A 19,827-nucleotide genomic window follows, 5' to 3' on the forward strand; every position below is an offset into this window, starting at 1 on the left:
GACATGAGCGTCCACCTTGACCCAAGGTCAACCGCAAGCGTGATCTGGGTCACTCGACAGCGCGTCGGCGATGACGGCGAGGGCACGGTCCTCGGTCATTCGCCAGTGCGTTGCGTCCACGGCGTGGTTGTCGACCGAGCCTGTTGCCGCCTCGGACCAGGAGGTAGCGCCGTTGGTGCCGGTCGGATCGTCCTTGGCTGCGGTGAAATAGGTGATGGTGCCGTCGAAACGGCGAGGACGGTAGGCGGCGTCGAGCGCGATCGAGGTGATCGCCGCGTCGACGATTCGGTCGACGCGGGCGGGGTCGAGTGCGGCCTGCGGTGCGGAGAGTTGGCACAGGGTGCGGGCGAGTCGGCGGACGTCGACCGGTTCGTCGAGGTCGTCGGCGCGGGCGAATCCGCCGAGTAGGTCGGCGGCGGTGACGGTGGTCGTGATCGCGGTCGATGCCGACGTCAGGGTGCTGTCGAGCATGGCCAGCATCGCGACGTGCTCGCCGTCTTCCTGGAGTTGCACCGCCATGGCGTGGGCGATGACGCCGCCGAGCGACCAGCCCAGCAGATGGTACGGGCCTTCGGGTTGCACGGCACGGAGGTGCTTGAGGTAGAGCAGCGCCCATTCCTCGATCGAATCCGGCAGGGGCTCAACCGAACTCAACGCCGGTGACTGGAGCCCGTAGAGCGGGCGGTCGAGGTGGGCGGCCAGGCCGCTGAAGGACCAGGCCAAGCCGCTGATGGGGTGGATGCAGAACAGCGGTTCGCCGGTGCCCTCGGTGCGCAAGGGCAGCAGGACATCGAAGGCGGCGTCGGTGCCCGCACTGTCGGTGCCGTCGGCGCGCAACGCGGCGACGATTCCCGCGGGGGTCGGCGTGGTGAAGATCCAGGTGACCGGGACGGTCGCGGCGGTCGCGGTGCTGAGCTGGGCGGACAGGTGGGTGGCGCTCAGGGAGGTGCCGCCGAGTTCGAAGAAGTGGTCGTCCATGCCGACGCGGTCCAGGCGCAGAATGTCGGCGAAGATATCGCAGACGGTGTGCGCGACGGCGGTGTCGGGGGCGCGGTAGGCGCGGGTGGCCAGTTCCGGTGCGGGCAGGGCGGCGCGGTCGAGTTTGCCGACATGGGTCAGGGGGACCTCGTCGAGGACCATGATCGTGGTGGGAACCATGTGGGTGGGCAGGGCTCGGGCCGCCCACTGCCCGAGGTTGTCGACGCCGACCTCGTGGCCCGGTGTGGCGACCACGTAGGACACCAATACTGTTGCGCCCGCCTGGTTCTCGCGGCCGACGGTGACGGCGAACGCGACATCGGGGTGGGTGGTCAGGACGGCGTCGATTTCCTCGAGTTCGATGCGATGACCACGGATCTTGAGCTGGAAGTCGGTGCGGCCGCGGTATTCGAGTTCGCCGTCGGCGTTCCAGACGGCGAGGTCGCCGGTGCGGTACAGGCGGGTGCCTGCGTGGAACGGGTCGGCGACGAAGCGTTCGGCGGTGAGGTCGGGGCGGGCGAGGTAACCGGTGGCCAGCTGGGCGCCTGCCAGGTACAGCTCGCCCGGGACACCTGCGGGGACCGGGCGCAGACGGGCGTCCAGGACGTAGACCTGACTGTTCCAGACCGGTGTGCCGATCGGGACGGTCGTTGTGTCGGCGGCGTTCACTCGGTGGCTGGTGATCGAAACCGCGGCCTCGGTGGGGCCGTAGACGTTGAACAGGGCGGTACTCGGTGCCGCGGTGGCGAATCGGCGGGCGAGGGCTATCGGCAGGGTTTCACCGATGGCCAGGACGCGGCGTAGGGACGGCGGGAGGTGCTCGGTGAGCAGGATGTCGAGCATCGAGGGGACGGCGTGCAGGGTCGTGACTTCCTCGCGTCGGATCAGCTCGGCGAGGTAGGCCGGATCGCGGTGTCCGTCGGGGGCGGCGAGGACCAGCCGGCCGCCGCAGACCGCCGCGGACCAGAATTCCCAGACCGACAGATCGAAGGTGGCGGCCGTCTTCAGAAGTACCGAGTCCTGTGCGGTCAGGCCGAATTCGGTGGTCTTCCAGCGCAACTGGTTGACGATCGCGGCATGCGAGACGGCCACCCCCTTCGGGCGGCCCGTCGATCCCGAGGTGAAGATCACGTAGGCGGTGTTCGCGGGGCGCAAGGGTGCGCGACGGTCGCGGTCGGTGACCGGGGCCGGGCTGTGGGTCGACAGGTCGAGGCGCTCGACAGATCGAACCGGGGGGGCACTGTCGGTGTCGAACGCAGCCGAGCCCCTCGGCGTGGTGTCGTAGTCCGAGGTTGTCGCCGCCCTGTGGTCGGTGCCGGACGCACTGCTGACGGTGCAGCTCGGGCGGCCACTGCCGTCGAGCCAGCTATCGGCGTCGGTGAGGACGAGCAGTGGGGTAGCCGTGTCGAGGATGTATCGGGTGCGCGATCGTGGCTGGTCGGGGTCGATCGGGACGTAGGCGGCGCCCGCGGTGCTGACCGCGTACATCGCGACGACCAGATCGACCGATCGGCGCATCGCCAGCGCCACCCGGGTTTCCGGGCCCGCGCCCGCGGCGATGAGGTAGCGGGCCAGGCGGTTCACCCTGGCATCGAGGTCGGCGTAGGTGACCCGGATGTCGTCGGCGACGAGGGCGACGGCATCCGGGGTGCGGGCGACGCCGGCGCCGAAGAGCGAGGCGAGGGTCGCGCTCGGATCCGCCTGGCGCGCAGTCTGATTCCAGGTGTCGAGGATCTGTGTTCGTTCGGCCGGGGCGAGCAGGTCGATGGTGTGCAGCGGCGCGCCGGGGTCGGTGACCACCGCCGCGATGAGGCGGGTGAGGCGGGCCAGGAAGCCTGCTACCGTGGCTGCGTCGAACAGGTCGGTGGCGAAGGTGCAGTAGCCGGTGATGCCGGCGGGAGAACCCTCGGCGGTGTAGCGGTCGGCCAGGATCAGGTGCAGGTCGAACTGGGACAGTGCACGGTCGAGCTCCACCGACGAGACGCTCATGCCGGGCAGGTCCATGCGTACCTCGGCCAGGTTCTGGAAGGACAGGCCGATCTGGAACAGGGGGTGGCGGGCGGTGGACCGGGCGGGGTTGAGAACTTCCACGAGCCGTTCGAACGGGATATCGGCGTTGGCGAAGGCGGCCAGGTCGGTCTCGCGCTGGCAGATCAACTGCTCGGTGAAGCTCGCGCCGGGGTCGACCCGGGTGCGAAAGACCAGGGTGTTGACGAACATGCCGATCAGGTCGTCGAGGACGGCGTCGCCACGGCCCGCGACCGGGGAGCCGATGGCGATGTCGGGAGTGCCCGACAGTTCGGCCAGGACGACCGCGAAGGCGGTGTGCACGGCCATGAACAGCGTCGCGCCATGGGTGCGGGACAGTTCGGCCAGCGCGGCGTGGGTGGCGGTGTCGACGGTGAAGGGGACTCGGCCACCCGCATAGGACTGGATGGCCGGGCGCGGGCGGTCGCGGGGTAGTTCGAGCTGGTCGGGCAGCTCTGCCAGGGCCTGGCGCCAGTACGCGAGCTGGGTGGCCGACATAGCGGTGGGGTCGGTTTCGTCGCCCAGTAGTTGTTGCTGCCAGATGGCGTAGTCGGCGTACTGCACGGGCAGCGGTGCCCAGGTCGGGGCTTGCCCTTGGGTGCGTGCGGTGTAGGCGCTGACGAGATCGCGAGTGAGGGGGCCACCGGAGAAGCCGTCACCGGCGATGTGGTGGACGGCCATGGCCAGGACGTAATCGTTCGGGCCGCGTTCGAACAGGGTGGCGCGCAAGGGAACCTCGGCGGTGACATCGAAGACTGTCGAAACCAGTGCTGTCACTGCGGATGTCACGTCGCCGTCGCTGACATCCGCGTCGATGTCGTTGTCGGCAGGGTCGGACGCCGTGCCGGTACCACGGGCGATTGTGGTGATCTGGAGGTGCGGGACATCCGGGTGGTCGATCGGCAACACGAGCTGGGCCGGTGTGCGGTCGACGGTCGGGTAGATCGTGCGCAGGATCTCGTGGCGTGCGATGAGGTCGGTGAAGGCCTGCTGCATCGCGGTGGTGTCGAGCGCGCCGGTGAGGCGGAGCACCACCGGGATGTTGTAGGCGGCGGTGCCGGTATCGAAGCGGTTGAGGAACCACATCCGCTGCTGGGCAGGCGAGAGTGGGACCTGCGCCGGGCGCGGGCCGGCCTGCAGGGCCGGGCGAGCTGCTGCGCGGGTCAATCCGGTGATCGCCGCGGCGCATTCGGCGACGGTGGGTGCGGCGAACAGCACTCGGACCGGCACCCGGATGTCGACCGCCGCGCTGAGGCGGGCGGTCAGTCGGGTGGCGAGCAGCGAGTTCCCGCCGAGATCGAAGAAGTTGTCGTCGGCGCCGACCCGTTCGGCGCCGAGCACCTCGGTGAAGACCTCGGCCACCGCTCGTTCCATGCCGGTTCCCGGCTCGCGGTAGGTACGGGACGTGAATTCCGGTGCGGGCAGGGCTTTTCGGTCGATCTTGCCGGCGGCCGACAGCGGGATACGGTCCAGGACGACGACGGCCGCGGGGACCATGTGCGCGGGCAGCATCGACGACGACCACCGTGCGATGGCGGCGGGATCGATCTCGCGGCCGGTCACGTACGAGACCAGCGCGGTTTCACCGGCCGGGTTCTCGGTGCCGAGGGTGAGGGCGAAACTCACCTGCGGGTGCCGCAGCAGGACGGCGTCGATCTCGCCGGGTTCGATCCGGAAGCCGCGGATCTTGATCTGGAAGTCGGTGCGGCCCAGGTATTCCAGCTCGTAGGTGTCGCCGTGCACCCAGCGCACGAGATCGCCGGTCCGGTACATCCGTTCGCCCGGTTGGGCCCAGGGGCAGGCCACGAAACGGTCCGCGGTGGCGGCGCTGCGGCCGCGGTACCCGCGCGCGAGTGCGGGACCCGCCAGGTACAGCTCACCGGTGGCGCCCACCGGAACCGGGTGCAGGCGGGCGTCGAGGACCACCGCGCGCATGCCCGGTACGGGGCGACCGATGGTGACGCGGTCATCGGCACGCAGGGCCGAGTAGGTCGCGCCGATGGTTGCCTCGGTGGGGCCGTAGCCGTTGAGGAAGTTGCGCCCGGGTTGCCAGGTGGCCAGGAGTTCGGGGGTGGTGGCTTCGCCGCCTGCCGAGACACAGCGCAGGTCGGGCAGTGCTGCCGGATCCAGGGTGCTCAGCAGGGCCGGGGTGATGATCGTGTGGGTGACCTGTTCGGTGCGCAGCAGGTCGTCGAGGTCGGTGCCGCCGAGGGTGTCCGGTGGTGCGATGACGAGGGTGGCGCCGTGGTGGAACGCGGTGCTGAGCTCTTCGATCGACTGGTCGAAGCTGGGCGAGCAGACATGCAGCATGCGGTGGTCGTGGCGCAGGCGCATCAGGGCCGCTGAGTGGGCGACGAGGGCACCCAGACCGGCGTGGGTGACCGAGACACCCTTGGGCACGCCCGTGGAGCCGGAGGTGTAGATCACGTAGGCGATGTTGTCGCGGCGCAGAGGCGCTCGGCGGTCGCGGTCGCGGATCGGGGTCGACGAGTAGGTGGCGATGCGGGCCCGGACGGTGGGATCGTCGAGGACCAGCCAGCGACCGGAACCGGGCAGGCGGTTCGCCTCGGCCGTGACGGTGAGACCGATTGTCGCGTGGGAGTCGTCGAGCATGTGGCGGACGCGGTCTTCGGGGTAGTTCGGGTCGACCGGCAGGTACACGCCGCCGGCTTTGGCGATCGCCCAGAAGGCCAGGATCGACTCGTAGGAGCGTGGGATGGCCGAGGCGACGACGGTTTCCGGACCGATGCCCTCGGCGATGAGAACTCGGGCCAGGCGGGAGGAGTCGGCGTCGAGGGTGCCGTAGGTGTAGGCGTTCGCGTTGTCGCGCACCGCGATTCGGTGCTGGCCGAAGCCGGTGCCGCGAACGAGGAGTGCGGGCAGGGTGCCGGTCGTCGACGGTGTCGTGCCGTCGCCGAGGTGGGTCAGGAAGGTGTACTCGGCGTGGTCGGACAGCGGGAGGTCCCCCGCCGGAGTCCGCGGGTGCTGCGCGATGGTGGTGAGCAGGCGGACCAGGCGCCGGCCGAAGGTGTCGGCCTCGTGCTCGTCGAAAAGGGTGCGGGCGAAGGACATCTCGATCGACATGGTCGACCGGGACTCGGTCACCGTCAGGGCGAGGCCTTGGCTATCCGTGTCGAACTCGGCACAGGTTCGGTCGACGACGTCGGAGGGCAGGTCCTTCGATCGCGAGTCATTCTGTGGGAGTGTGTGTTTCGAGTCCAGCTCGATCGATGACGCACGGAGCTGGGACTCGGCGCTCGCGACACTGCGGTCGGGGTTCGGCGCGAAGGTCAGGCAGACCTGTCCCAGTGAATCGGGGGCGACGCCGAGCAAATCGGCGAGTTCGGCGAGGGGGATTCCGGCGTGGGCCATGGACCGGGCCCCGAGGCGGTTCGCCTGCGGGAGGAGGTCGAGGAACCGGGCCGCCGGGTCGATCGTCGTGCGGAGCACGAGATCCGGGGTGACCGTCCTGATCACGATGTCGTCGGCGCCGCTGAGGCGGGCGAGCAGCACTGCCACGGCGGTGCGCAGCAGCGTCTGCCAGCTCACGTTCGTGGTGTCGGCGAGTTCGCGTAGGTCCCGGTGGATCATCGGGGGAACCACGAAACGGGCGTGGCCCCGCTCAGCTGCGGTGCGAACGTCGGGTCCGTGCTGTGTGATCGGGCGGGCCGCCTGCGAGGCGAGGCGATCGGTGGGCAGGATCAGTCGAGCAGGCAGGTCCGCCAAGGTCTGGCGCCAGAAACGGGACCGGGTGATCGGATCGGTCGGGTCGTCGGCGAGCGTGTCGGCGATACCGGCCGCGCGGGTGTTCGGTGTGGTGACGAGGTTGTCGAGGGCGGTGCGGAGCCGGTCGGTGACCGCCTGTGCCACGGCATCGGAGACGAGGTCGCGGCGGTACTTCAGCTGCACCTGGGTGCGGGCGCCGAGGAAGACCAGGACCGTGAGCGGGTAGTGGGTGTGGTCGGCGCCTCGGAGGTCGTCGATGCTCAGGTTGTCGAGGGCGCCGCCTGCCTGTTGCAGGCCCTCGACGTCGACGGGGTAGGACTCGAACGCGAGCATGGTGTCGAACAGTTCGCCCAGGCCCGCCACGCGCTGGATCGCGCCGAGGCCGAGGTGGTGGTGCTCGAGCAGGGAGGCCTGCTCGGCTTGGACCGCGCGGATCAGAGCACCGACGGTGTCGGCGGGATCGATGCGCACGCGCACCGGGACCGCGTCGACGAACAGGCCGATCATGTCACCGACACCGTCGAGCTGGGGTGGGCGGCCGGACACGGTGGCACCGAACACGACGTCGTCGCGCGCGGTGGTCGCGGCCACCACCAGCCCCCAGGCTGTTTGGAACACAGTGTTCGGGGTGACCTCGGCGGCCGCGGCGAAGGTGGTCAGCGCGGAGGTCCGCGCGGCGTCGAGTTCGAACTCGCACAGGCCGTAGCCGGTGCCCGTCGCGGGCGGCCAGGTCAGCTCAGGGGCGATCATGGTCGTGCGCACCCCGTCGAGGACCTCGGACCATGCGCGCTCGGCGGCTGTGCGGTCCTGGCGGGTGAGCCATTCGAGGTAGTCGCGGTAGGGGCGCACCGGCGGCAGCGGGGTCGCGTCGCCGTGGGTGGCGTAGAGGACGAGCAGTTCCTTCATCAGCAGCGGCATGGACCAGCCGTCGAGCAGGATGTGGTGGCCGGTCAGGACGAGGTGGCTGCGTCCGGAACCGGTGGTGTACACCGTGAATCGCAGCAGCGGCGCGATCGTCGGGTCGAAGCCGGCCTGCTGATCGGCGGCGAGCAGGGCGGGCAGTTCGGCGTCGACGGTGTCGACGATCCGGAACGGGGCGTCGACGGTTTCGGAGACCAACTGGACCGGGGTGCCGTCGGGCGCGGTGACGAAGGCCGAGCGCAAGTTGGCGTGCCGGTTCAGGACGGTCGCGGCCGCGTGGCGCAGCCGGTCGATATCGAGGTCGCCGGTCAGTTCGGCCATGAGCTGGATGACGTAGGCGTGCACCGATTCGTCGAGCATGTCGCCCAGCGCCAGCAGCGAGTGCTGCAACGGCGACAGGGGCAGCACATCCGACAGGCCCGGGTGGGTATCGCGCCAGGTGTTGAGATCGGTTTGCGAAACCTGTACCAGCGCAACGTCGGACGGGGTCAGACCACCCGCGGACGGATGCAGGGTGTGGTCGGCCAGTACGGTGAGCCAGCTCGTCCAGTCGTCGGCCAGTTCCTGAACCGCGGACTCGGTGAGAATGCCGGTGGCATAGCGGAAGTTCGCCTGCAGTCGCAGGCCGGTGTCGGTGGTGACGGCGATCGCGTTGATGTCGAGGACGGTGTGCGCGGGCAGGGTGGGGTCGTACTCGACCTCGATGTCGCCGAGGTCGGCAGTCGGCAGCCATGCGGTGTCGCCGGCGGGCCCGGCGGCGGTGGTGGCCCGGCCCAGGTAGTTGAAACCGATCTGGCCGATGTTGCCGGACAACAGGTTTCGGGTTCGGGGAGCCTGGCGCAGTAGACCGAAACCGATGCCGTTGTCGGGCACGGCCATGAGCTGTTCTTTGACGGTGCGCACCGTGGCGGCCAGGGCTTCGTCGTCGAAGGTGGCGGGTGTGATGGCGGAGAGGTCGAGGGCGACGGGATAGACGGTGGTGAACCAGCCGACGGTGCGGGTCAGGTCGGCGCCGGGGACGGCGTCTTCCTGGCGGCCGTGGCCTTCGAGTCGCAGTCGCAGCGTGGGGGAATCGATGCCGCGGCGGGCGCGCCAGACGCGCACGGCCAAGGCCAGTGCGGCGAGCAGTGGGTGGTCGGCGCCCGCGCGGTATTGCGCGGGCAGCGTCGTGAGTAGGGGTTCGGTGATCTCGGCGGGGATCTGCACGGTGATCGACCGCATCGTGGCCTCGGTGTCGAGGGCGCTGTCGATCGCGCGGGTGCCGAGCAACGGGTCGGGGGTGGCCAGAACCCGCTGCCAGTGGTCGAGTTCGGCAGTGCGGTCGGCGGCGGCGAGACCGTGCGCCCAGCGGCGGAACGAGGTGCCGACCGGCGGCAGGGTGATCGGCTTGCCCGCGGTGTGCTGTGCCCAGGCGATGACGAGGTCGGGCAGCAGGATTCGCCACGAGACGCCGTCGATGACGTAATGGTGGGCGGCGACGGCGAGGACATCGCGGGCGCCGTGCCTGCGGATCCAGGTGAAGGCGATCATGCGGGCGGCGGCGGGGTCCAGCTCCGAGAGGGCCGAATCCATAGCGGCGGTGCCGATTCGGGTCAGTACCTCTGGTGCGATCGCCGCGTTGCCGAGGAAACGTGATGCTTCGTCATCGAAGGACGTGCTCGTTGCCGCGCGGCCGGTGTCGGGCGATGTCGCGGCCGCCGCCGACTGTGCGGCGTCGATCTCGGTGATCAGCGCGTCCACATCGATAGCGTGGGGCGGCAGGACTTCCAGACGGTGATCATCACCGTCTTGTCGTAGCCGGGCGCGCAGCATGTCGTGGTGGCGCAGGACCGCGGCGATGGTCGCGACCAGGCCGGGGCGGTCGATGTTCTCAGGGAGGGCCAGGACCATCGTCTGGGCGAAGCGGTCGCTCGAACCGGTGGTCAGGAAATCGGCAAGGACCGGCGTCGACACGACGTCGCCGATGCCGCCGCCGGGCAGTTCCGCCAGGACCGGTGTGCTCGGGCTGTCGAGGGCGGCGATCGCGGAAAGCTTTGCCACGGTGCGGTGTTCGAATACATCGCGGGTGGTGAAGACGATCCCCGCGGCGCGGGCAAGGGAGACCAGCTGGATCGACAGGATGCTGTCGCCGCCGATCGAGAAGAACGAATCGTGCACGCCGACCTCCGGTACACCGAGGACGCGGGCGAACAGGTCGGCCAGCAGGGTTTGCATCGCACCGCTCGGGGCTGCGGCGGGTTCGGTCGCGGTGACGGGTTCGGGCAGGGCGTTGCGGTCGAGTTTGCCGTTGGAGGTCAGGGGCAGCTTGTCGAGAACCACGATCGCGGACGGCACGGCATGGGCGGCCAGGTGATCCGCGGCGTACTCGGTGAGCGCGCGGGGGTCGACCGGATGATCCTGTGCCGCCAGAACATAGGACACCAGCGTGGTCGATCCCGCTGCGGTCTTGCGGCCTACCGTGACCGCGAACTCGACGTCAGGGTGGCCGGCGAGCACGGCATCGATCTCGCCCGGCTCGATCCGGAACCCGCGCACCTTCAGCTGAGCGTCGGCGCGGCCGAGGTAGTCGATGTCGCCGGTGTCGCGACGGCGAACGAGGTCGCCTGTGCGGTACATGCGGGTGCCGGGCGCACCCCACGGATCGGGGACGAAGCGGGCCGCGGTCGTCGTCGGCTGATTGCGGTAGCCGCGTGCCAGCGCGCGGCCGGTCAGGTAGAGCTCGCCGGTGACGCCCGGCGGAACCGGGTGCAGGCGGGCATCCAAGATCATCGCGTGCGTGCCGTGCACGGGTGCGCCGATCGAGATGGGTTGTCCGGCAGTGAGTTCGGCGTAGGAGGAGATGATCGTGGTTTCGGTGGGGCCGTAGCCGTTGAGGTAGCGGCGGCCCGGCTGCCACTTGGCGAGCAGGTCCGGGGTGGTCACGTCACCACCGACCGACAACGACTCCAGCGCATCGAGACCGGCCGGATCGAGCGTTCCCAGGACCGCGGGGGTGATGATGGCGTGGGTGACGGACTCGGCGGCCAGCAGATCGGCGAGTTCGACGCCGCCCGCGATGTCGGACGGCACGACCACCAGTGTCGCTCCGGTGTCGAAGGCGCACAGCCATTCCAGGACAGAGGGGTCGAACCAGGGGGCACAGATGTGCAGGAAGCGGTGGTGCGACTCGAGGCGGTAGCGGCGGACGGCTTCGTCGACCAAGGCAGCCAGGCCGGCGTGAGTCACGGTGACTCCCTTGGGTAGACCCGTGGAGCCGGAGGTGTAGATGATGTACGCGGGGTGGTCGATACGCAGGGGCGAGAGGCGGTCCGCGTCGGTGATCGGGGTTGGCTGGTGTGGTGCGCCGGCTCGGTTCAGGTCATCGATCGTCAGCCAGGTCAGGTCGTCGGGCAGGTCGTCGAGGTGCGCGGAGGCGGTGATGCCGAGTGTCGCGCCCGAGTCGGTGACCAGGTGCTGGAGTCGCTGGGCGGGATTGCGAGGGTCCATCGGCACATACACTCCGCCCGCCGCGGCGATCGCGAGTGCGGCGGCGACCATATCGAAGGATCGTGGAAGGGCAACGGCGACAGCGACTTCCGGTCCGACGCCGCGGTCGATCAGGGCGCGGGCCCAGCGCGCGGTTCGCTCGGACAACTCGCCATAGGTGGTCGACCTGCCAGCGTGCCGCACGGCGACTCGCTCGTGGCCGAGGGCACTGCCGCGCCCCGCCAGGTCGGGGAACAGGGCGGTGCCGGTGTCGGTGTCAGGGTTGCGCGTGGTCAGGGTCGCTTCTTCGGCGGCGCTGAGGACCGTGAGGTCACCGACGGCGGTGTGGGGGTGTGCGATCGCGTCCGTCAGGAGCCGGATCAGGCGTTGCGCGAACACCTCGACCGTTTCCCGGTCGAACAGGGCGCCGGCGTAGGCGAATTCGAGACGATCGGCCCGTCGGTGATCGCCGAAAACGGCAGACGGCCCGTCACTGCGGACATCCAGGTGCGGACCGTCGGCGCCTTCGGTGTGGATGCGACCGTGGTCTGCGGAGCCCGCGGCGTGCAACGAAAGGACGAGATCGTAGGGCGAAGCGTCGACGGGCCCGGATGAGGGAACGTCATCGGTGAACTCGCGGTGTCGCAACCTGAATCGCACCAGTGGATGCTCGTCACACACCGGAGAACTTCCGTCCGGCAACGGCCGCGCATCCGCCGTGGCGTGGGCGAGTGCTTGCGGCACAGCCCCGGACGTCAGGTGCGTCGAGGCCGTGCGGGACACACCGGAACGCCCGAATGCCCGGCGAGCGACCGCGTTCGCCTCCGTCAGCAGGTCCCCGACAGGGTGATCGCCGCGCACCGGAAGTCGGAGCACCAGCTCGGTGTCCGGCGAATGCGGGCAGGGGGTGTCGATCGCGATGTCGTCGGTGGCGGACAGGCGAGCCAGCAACACCGCGAAGACTGTGTGCACGAGACTGAACAGCGTCGTGTCATGAGATTCGGCGAAATCACGCAAGCGCTGTCCGAGATCGGCGGGAATGTCGAACGACAACCGGGCGTCGGTGACTACGGGAGCCGCGGGGCGGGCGCGATCGGTGGGCAGGGTCAGGTCCCGGGGAAGGTCCGCGAGAGCGGTGCGCCAGTAGGTCGACTCCGAGATCGGATCGTCGTGCTGGTCCAGCAGTTGCGCTGCGGTGCGGTCAGGCGTTCGGACGAAGGCGTCGAGGGTGGTGCGCAGGCGGTCGGCGAGGGCTGCGGCGATGCCGGTGTCGATCAGGTCGAGGCGGTACTGCACACCGACGCGGATCCCCTCGCCCACCTCGACACCGACCGCTACCGGGTAGTGGGTCGCGTTGGCTGCTCGGACGTCGGCGATCTCGAGGCCGTCGATCGAGCCTTGCGCGCGACGCATCCCCTCGGTGTCGACGGGGTAGGACTCGTAGGCCATGAGCGTGTCGAACAACTCGCCGGTGCCCGCGGCCCGCTGGATCTCGGCCAGGCCCAGGTGGTGGCCGTCGAGCAGGGCGATCTGCTCGGACTGCAACGGCGACAACATGTTTCGCAGGGGCGCGGCGGCGTCGTAGCGGACCCGGACGGGGATGGTGTTCGCGAAGAGTCCGACCATGCCGTCGACGCCGTCCAACTGTGGTGGGCGGCCCGAGACCACCGCACCGAACACGACATCGTCGCGTCCGATGGCACCGGCCAGCACCACACCCCAGGCCGCCTGGAACAGGGTGTTGACCGTGACGTCATTGGCCGCGGCGCAGGCCGCCAGCTCCTCGGCCTCGGCCGGTGACAGTTCCACGGTGCACATCCCGTGCGCCTGGACGGGCTCGGGCGGCGACGGGACGGCGGCGGTCAGCTGGGTCGGCGTGGCCCCGGACAACGCCTCGCGCCACCTGTGCAGTGCGGCGGAACGGTCCTGGCCCGCGAGCCAGGCGAGGTAGTCGCGATAGGGGCGCACGCGTGGGAGGGCGGTGGGGGCGCCGTCGGTGGCGTAGCAGAGGAGCAGTTCCTGCATCAGCAACGGCATCGACCAGCCGTCGACCAGCAGGTGATGTGCGGTCAGCACCAGGTGCATGCCGTCGGCGCGGCGGTACAGCGTGAAGCGCAGCAGCGGCGCTGTCGAGAGGTCGAAACCGATTCGCGCTTCGGCGGCCATGAACTCGTCGGCGTCGCGATCGGTGGAGTCGACGATGTGCCACGGCACCGAGACACCCTCGGTGACGAAGCCGACCGGTGTGCCCGCCGCGGACGCCCCGAAGGCGGTGCGCAGAATCGCGTGGCGGTCGAGGACCGCTCGGGCGGCTCGCCGCAGGCGGTCGGTGTCGACCGTGCCGGTCAGTTCCACGGCCAGCTGGACCAGGTAGGGGTCGGTCGGCGACATCTGGGCGAGGAAGAGCAAACCGAGCTGCAGGGGCGCCAACGGCACCACATCGGTCAGGTGCGCGCGTTCGCTGTGCCAGGTGTCGAGTTCGGGCTGGGTGACCTGGACCAGCGCGACATCGGCGGGTGTGAGGCCACCTGCCGCGGGGTCGCGCAGGTGCTCGGCGAGAATCGTCAGGGCCGCGGTCCAGTCGTCGGCCAGCTCCCGGACCGATTCCTCGTCGAGAATTTCGGAGGCATAGGAGAACGACGCGCGCAGTGCCAGACCGGCGTCGGTGCTGGTGGCGAGGGCGTTGATGTCGACGACGGCGGCAGCGGGCAGGGCAGGGTCCTGCTCGGCGACGGGCTCACCCCAGTCGGCGGTGGGTAGCCAGCTGTGGTCGGTGAGCGTGTCGGCGACGTCGCCTGCGGAGATGCGGCCCAGGTAGTTGAACCCGATCTGGCCCAGGTCACCCTCGAGCTGCGTGGCGGATTCCGGGTCCAAGTGGCGGAGCATGCCGAAGCCGATGCCCTTGTGCGGCACCGCACGCAGCTGTTCCTTGATCGCCTTGACGACTGCGGCGGTCGCGCTGCCACCGTGCCATGCGGCGGTGTTGTCGATGTCGCCGAGGTCTAGTGCGACCGGGTACATGCTGGTGAACCAGCCGACCGTGCGGGTCAGATCGGCGCCGTCGACCGCGGACTGCTCACGGCCGTGGCCCTCCAGGCGGACGCGGGTCGCGGGGGCGTCGACGCCACGTCGGGCCCGCCATGCGCGCACGGCCATTGCCAGGGCGGCGAGCAGGCCGTCTTCGGCGCCCGCGCGGTACATGGTCGGCAGGTCGGTCAGGACTGCCCGGGTGATGTCGGCGGGAACTTCGACGCTGATGGTTCGCACCGTCGATGCGGTGTCGACGGCGCCCAGCGCCCGGGTGCCGAGTAGTGGGTCGGGTACCGACAAGGTCTGCTGCCAGTGGGCCAGTTCCGCGCGCCTGGTCGTGGCCGCATCCGTCAGGGCATGCGCCCATCGTCGAAACGATGTGCCGACCGGGGGCAGGGTTACCCGTCGACCGTGCTGAGCCCACGCGGCGACCAAGTCCGACAACAGGATTCGCCAGGAAACGCCGTCGATCGCCGCGTGGTTCGCCGCGACGACCAGCCCGTCCGGACCGTCCTCGCGCGCGAGCCAGGCGAAGCCGATCATCCGGTACGCCTGCGGATCCAGCGAGGCCAGCACGGATTCCATGGCCGCGTCGGCGTAGTCACCGAGGTCGGCGCCGGTGGGGACATCGACGCGCGTGAGCAGGTCGTTCACCTCCACCGCACCCGGCGGCAGCGCGTGCAGTTCCCAGTGCCCGTCGACCTGCCGCAGGCCGGCGCGCAGCATGTCGTGGTGATCGATCACCGCGGTGAGGGTGTCCACCAGGGCAGGTCGGTCGATGCCGGCGGGCAGGGTCAGCACCATCTGCTGGGTGAACCTGGCGAACACCCGTCCACCGGCCAGCGCGGCGGCCAGCACCGGTGTCAGCGGCATTTCGCCGGCACCCCCACCGGGTAGTTCGGTCAGGGTGGGCGCGGACTCCGCACCCAGTACGGCCACTCGCGCTAGTCCGGCGACGGTGCGATGTTCGAACACGGCCTGCGGGGTGAACGAGATCCCGGCGTTGCGGGCGCGCGAGACGAGCTGAATCGACAGAATACTGTCGCCACCGGCGGCGAAGAACGAGTCCTCGGCGCCGATCTGCTCCAGACCCAGGATCTGGGTGAACAGTTCGGCGATCGCGATCTCGACCGGGCCCTCGGGTGCGCGCGAGCTCACGGCCCCGAAAACTGGTGCGGGCAGCGCTTTTCGGTCCAGCTTGCCGTTGGGGGTCAGCGGGATCTCGTCCAGTGTCATCAGGACGGTGGGGATCATGTGGCCGGGCAGGGAGTTGCCGACGAAACGGGCCACGTCGTCGGTGTCGATCGAAACACCGTGGCGAGCCAGCACATACGCCACCAGCACGGTCGCGCCCGAGTCCGCTTTCGTACCGAGGGTGACGGCGTACTCGATGTCGGGGTGAGCGGTCAGGGCGGCGTCGATCTCGCCGAGTTCGACACGGAATCCGCGGATCTTCACCTGGAAATCGGAGCGGCCCAGGTACTCGAGTTCGCCGTCCGCGGTGCGGCGCACCAGGTCGCCGGTCCGATACATGCGCGAGCCGCCGAAAGGCGAGGCGACGAATCGTTCCGCGGTGAGACCGGGCCTGCCCTGGTAGCTCTGAGCCAGCGCGGGACCCGACAGATACAGCTCACCCGCCACGCCCGCGGGGACCGGGCGCAACCGCGAATCCAGCACTGTCACACCGACTCCCGCGAACGCCGAGCCGATGGTGATCGGTTCGCCCGGAAGGAGTTCGGTGGTGCCGGTGGCCAGGATGGTCGCCTCGGTCGGGCCGTAGCCGTTGAAGAAGGCACGGTTCACCGCCCAGCGGTCGACCAGCGCCGGGCCGAACGCGTCGCCCGCCACGACCACGACACGCAGGTCGTCGAGGTCGTGCGGGTCGACAGATTCCAGGGCCGCCGGGGTGATGAGCAGGTGGGTCACCCGTTCGGCGTGGAGCAGGCCGGCCAGTTCCGGGCCACCGAAGACGGTCGAAGGCGAGATCACCAGGGTGGCGCCGGAATTGAAGGCCAGCAGGAGTTCGAGGACCGAGACGTCGAAGTTCGGCGAGCAGACGTGCAGAACGCGGTCGCCCGCGTCGACCGAATAGCGTTCTCCGGCCGCGGCGACCAAGGCGCCCAGACCGGTGTGGGTGACGACGACGCCTTTGGGTCGGCCGGTCGAACCGGAGGTGTAGATGACGTAGGCCGGGTGCTGATCGGTCAGCGGGCGGACACGGTCGAGGTAGGAGATCGGGTGGGCCGGGTGCGCGGCGATGCGGTCGTGGTCGGCGACGATATCGAGCCACTCGACGGAATCGCCCAGCTTGTCCCGATGTGATGTGGCGGTCAGGCCAAGGGTCGTGCCCGAGTCCTCGAGGAGATAGGCGATGCGCTCCGCGGGCAGCGCCGGGTCGACGGGAACGTAGGCGGCACCGGTCTTGGCCACGGCCCACACGGCCGCCACCGACTCGATCGAACGGGTGAACCCGAGCGCGACGACGTCGCCGGGGCCGATCCCGCGTTCGAGGAGGTCTCTGGCCAGGCGCGAGGAGTGCTCGTCGAGTTGGGTGTAGGTGAGCTCGCGGCGAACCCCGTCGACGGAGTAGGACACGGCGACGGTGTCGCCCGCGGTGTCGACCGCTGCCGTCAGCAGTTGCGTGAAAAGAGGAGCACTCGACTTTCGATTGCCTCGACCACGTGGCGCACGACGCGCTTCCCGTCGAGAGGTGCTCGACGGGTGATCCACTTCACGCATGCGGGTACAACATCCTTCAGCAATCCGGCCCACAGCTCTGCGATGACCCACGAACCCTGTGTCGGATTCGGTCTACCGGGGCGGACCAGTGTCGAACAAGCATGAAGGAGTCGATATCGGGGCGTTCGGCGACCATGACATCACATGTCACGGTGTCACGACCACACGAACGGTTTGTTCAACCAGGTCGCGACCGATTTCCCCCGAAATTTGTGCTGATGGCACAATACTGTCGAGGGTTTTTGGGCAACGGACGGAAGCGGTCTTGGCGGCATACGGATCATTGGTGTGGGTCGGTCAAGCGCTCGGGCCGCGGGTCGACGCCATCACCGCGGACCTCATCCGGGTGACCGAACAGATGATTCCGCTCAACGACATCGCCGCCGACCTGACCGAGATGCGGGCGGCCAGCATCGCGGAGAACATCGCCGCGGTGCAGTACGTACTGGCGAACAATATCGACCCCGCCACCGTCGCCCCGCCCCCCGGTGCCGCCGCCTACGCTCAGCGCCTGGCCAGGCGCGGTGTGCCGCTGACGATTCTGCTGCGCGCCTACGGGCTGGGGCAGTACCGGATCCTCGACGCGGCGATCGGGTTGGTTCTCGCGGTTCCCGGACCCGACCAGGCCGCGCGGATCGCGGAGCTGCTCAGGTTCGCGGGGACCTATCTCGACCGGCTCAATTCGTCGATGGGCCGGATCTACGAGGCGGAACGGGATCGGTGGCTCAGCAGCAGGCAGGCGGCGCGGCAGCAGTGGATCGCGCGGCTGCTCGACTCCGACGATGTCGATACCGTGGCGGCCGGGAAAGCGCTCGACTACCGCATCGATCAGCGCCACCGCGCGGTCGAAGTATGGGCGACCGGCACCGATGCCGTGCGGGTGCTCGAGCAGACGCGAAGCCTGTTGTCCGCGGCGATACCCAGCGAACTGGTGACCGCCGCGGGAGACCGCGCCCTGTGCATCTGGTTTCCCGCCGCGGAATACACGCTGGACGAACTCACCGCCGAGATCGCGGCATCCGGGCTACCGGTGCGGGTCGCGCTCGGCACGATCGGCGAAGGGCTACAGGGATTTCGGCGCACGGCCCGCAGCGCGGCACGGGCCAAAGCGCTGGCGGTGTCGGCGGGAGAGTCCGCACCCACCGTCATCGACTACGACACCATCGCACCCTTCGCTCTCCTCTCCGACGACCCCGGCGAACTGGCCGACCTCGTCCGCCGCACCCTCGGCCCGCTGGCCACCGAGGGAACCAAGATGGCGATGCTGCGCAACACCCTCGACGTCTTCCTCGCCGAGGGAGCCAGCTACTCGCGCACCGCCCGCATCCTCGACGTCCACCGCAACACCGTCCAGTACCGCATCCAGCGGATCACCGGCCGATACGGAATCACCCTGGACGCCAACACCTTCGAGCTGCGCTTCGCCCTGGGAATCTGCCGCTGGTACCGCCACGTCCTGACCCGGCCGATCTGAGTCCCGGTGGTTTGTGCAGCCCGCACAGGCACCGGCGACGCATCGGATCGCCTGCTCGCCGCTGTCGGAGATCCTCCTCGCGGGCAGCCTGGGACGCTGCGGAGTAGGTCGGGCGTTCCCGATGAGCGGGAAGACCAGCGAGCACCGACATCGCCTCGGCCGTACGGTGACGCGCACCGGTCATTTCGACGAAGGAGCTTCATGTCCGCACCCGCGCACTCCGACGACCCGGCCCGCCACCTCGCGCGGCTGGCGGCGATCGAATCGATCACCGCGCTCAAGCACCGCTACTTCCGCGCCTGTGACGCCAAGGACCCGGTGGGCTTCCGCGACTGTTTCGTCGCGGTCGGCTCGGCGCTGGACTACGGCGAGCTCGGCGCGATGGATGCCGACGGCATGGCCGCGGTCTTCGCGTCGATCGCCCTGCAGCTGGTGGACGGCAAGCACGTGATCCTCGACATGCATCACGGCATGCACCCCGACATCACCGTGCGCGAGGACGGCACCGCGAGCGGCCGATGGACGCTGCGCTTCCGCCAGGTCAACCTGATCGAAGGCACCGAAACCGTCGCGACCGGCGAGTACGCCGACGAATACCGGGTGGAAGACGGTCGCTGGAAGATCGCGACCTGCACGTTCCACCAGCTGTGGGCGATCACCCGCCCACTCGGTGACGCCGGAATCTCACAGTCGGCGGGTCTGTGATGGAACTTTCAGGGAAAGTCGTTCTGGTCACCGGTGGTGCGCGCGGTCTCGGGGCGGCCTTCGCCCGCGGGATCGTGGCCGCGGGCGGCAGTGTCGTGATCGGTGACCTGTTGGACGAGGACGGCGCGGCCGTCGCGCACGAGCTGGGCGAGCGCGCCCGGTTCGCGCACCTCGATGTCACCGATCCCGCGGCGTGGCAGCACGCGGTCGACACCGCGGTCGACGCCTTCGGGTCGTTGACCGGACTGGTCAACAATGCCGGGATGACCGCATCGGGTGTGCCGCTGGTGGAGGAACCGCTCGAGACCTTTCAGCGGGTGATCCAGGTGAATCTGGTGGCGGTGAACATCGGCATCCACGCGGTGGTCCCCGCACTGCGGGCAGCGGGGGGTGGCTCCATCGTCAACATCTCCTCGGCTGCCGGACTGGTCGGCCTCGCGCACACCGGTGCCTACGGCGCTGCCAAGTGGGGCGTGCGCGGGCTCACCAAGGTCGCCGCGGTCGAGCTCGCGCGCGATCGAATCCGGGTGAACTCCGTTCACCCCGGCATGGTGCTCACGCCGATGACCGCGCCGACCGGCATCAGCACGGCGGAGGGCGGGTTCCCGAACGCGCCGATGGGCAGGGTGGGCCGTCCCGAGGAACTGGCCGGTGTGGTGACGTACCTGCTCAGCGACGCGGCGACCTACACGACCGGCGCCGAGATCGCCGTCGACGGCGGATGGACCGCAGGGCCACCGGTCGTCGACCTGCACGGGTAG

4 protein-coding genes are annotated in these 19,827 nt (G+C 69.5%); 3 read left to right on the forward strand and 1 reads right to left on the reverse strand.

Annotated elements, in window-relative coordinates; all coding sequences use genetic code 11:
• Positions 1–27: 27 nt before the first annotated feature.
• On the reverse strand, positions 28–16,887 hold the full coding sequence (locus ACWZHB_RS11285; RefSeq protein ID WP_427907883.1) for an amino acid adenylation domain-containing protein: 16,860 nt from the start codon (positions 16,885–16,887) through the stop codon (positions 28–30).
• 286 nt (positions 16,888–17,173) lie between these two features.
• Here ACWZHB_RS11285 and ACWZHB_RS11290 point away from each other — a divergent pair, with 286 nt between their 5' ends.
• The 3 genes from ACWZHB_RS11290 (at position 17,174) to ACWZHB_RS11300 (ending at position 19,827) form a co-directional block, all read left to right on the forward strand.
• Positions 17,174–18,361, forward strand: a complete 1,188-nt coding sequence (locus ACWZHB_RS11290) for a PucR family transcriptional regulator (RefSeq protein WP_427907884.1) — start codon at positions 17,174–17,176, stop codon at positions 18,359–18,361.
• 201 nt (positions 18,362–18,562) lie between these two features.
• The gene (locus ACWZHB_RS11295) at positions 18,563–19,066 is read left to right on the forward strand and encodes a nuclear transport factor 2 family protein (RefSeq protein ID WP_427907885.1); all 504 of its coding nucleotides are present in this window, start codon (positions 18,563–18,565) and stop codon (positions 19,064–19,066) included.
• Positions 19,066–19,827 carry a glucose 1-dehydrogenase gene (locus tag ACWZHB_RS11300; protein ID WP_427907886.1) on the forward strand — a complete coding sequence of 254 codons (762 nt, stop codon included), beginning with the start codon at positions 19,066–19,068 and terminating at the stop codon, positions 19,825–19,827. Before ACWZHB_RS11295 ends, ACWZHB_RS11300 begins: the two co-directional genes overlap by 1 nt.

This window comes from Nocardia sp. FBN12, from assembly GCF_054031145.1.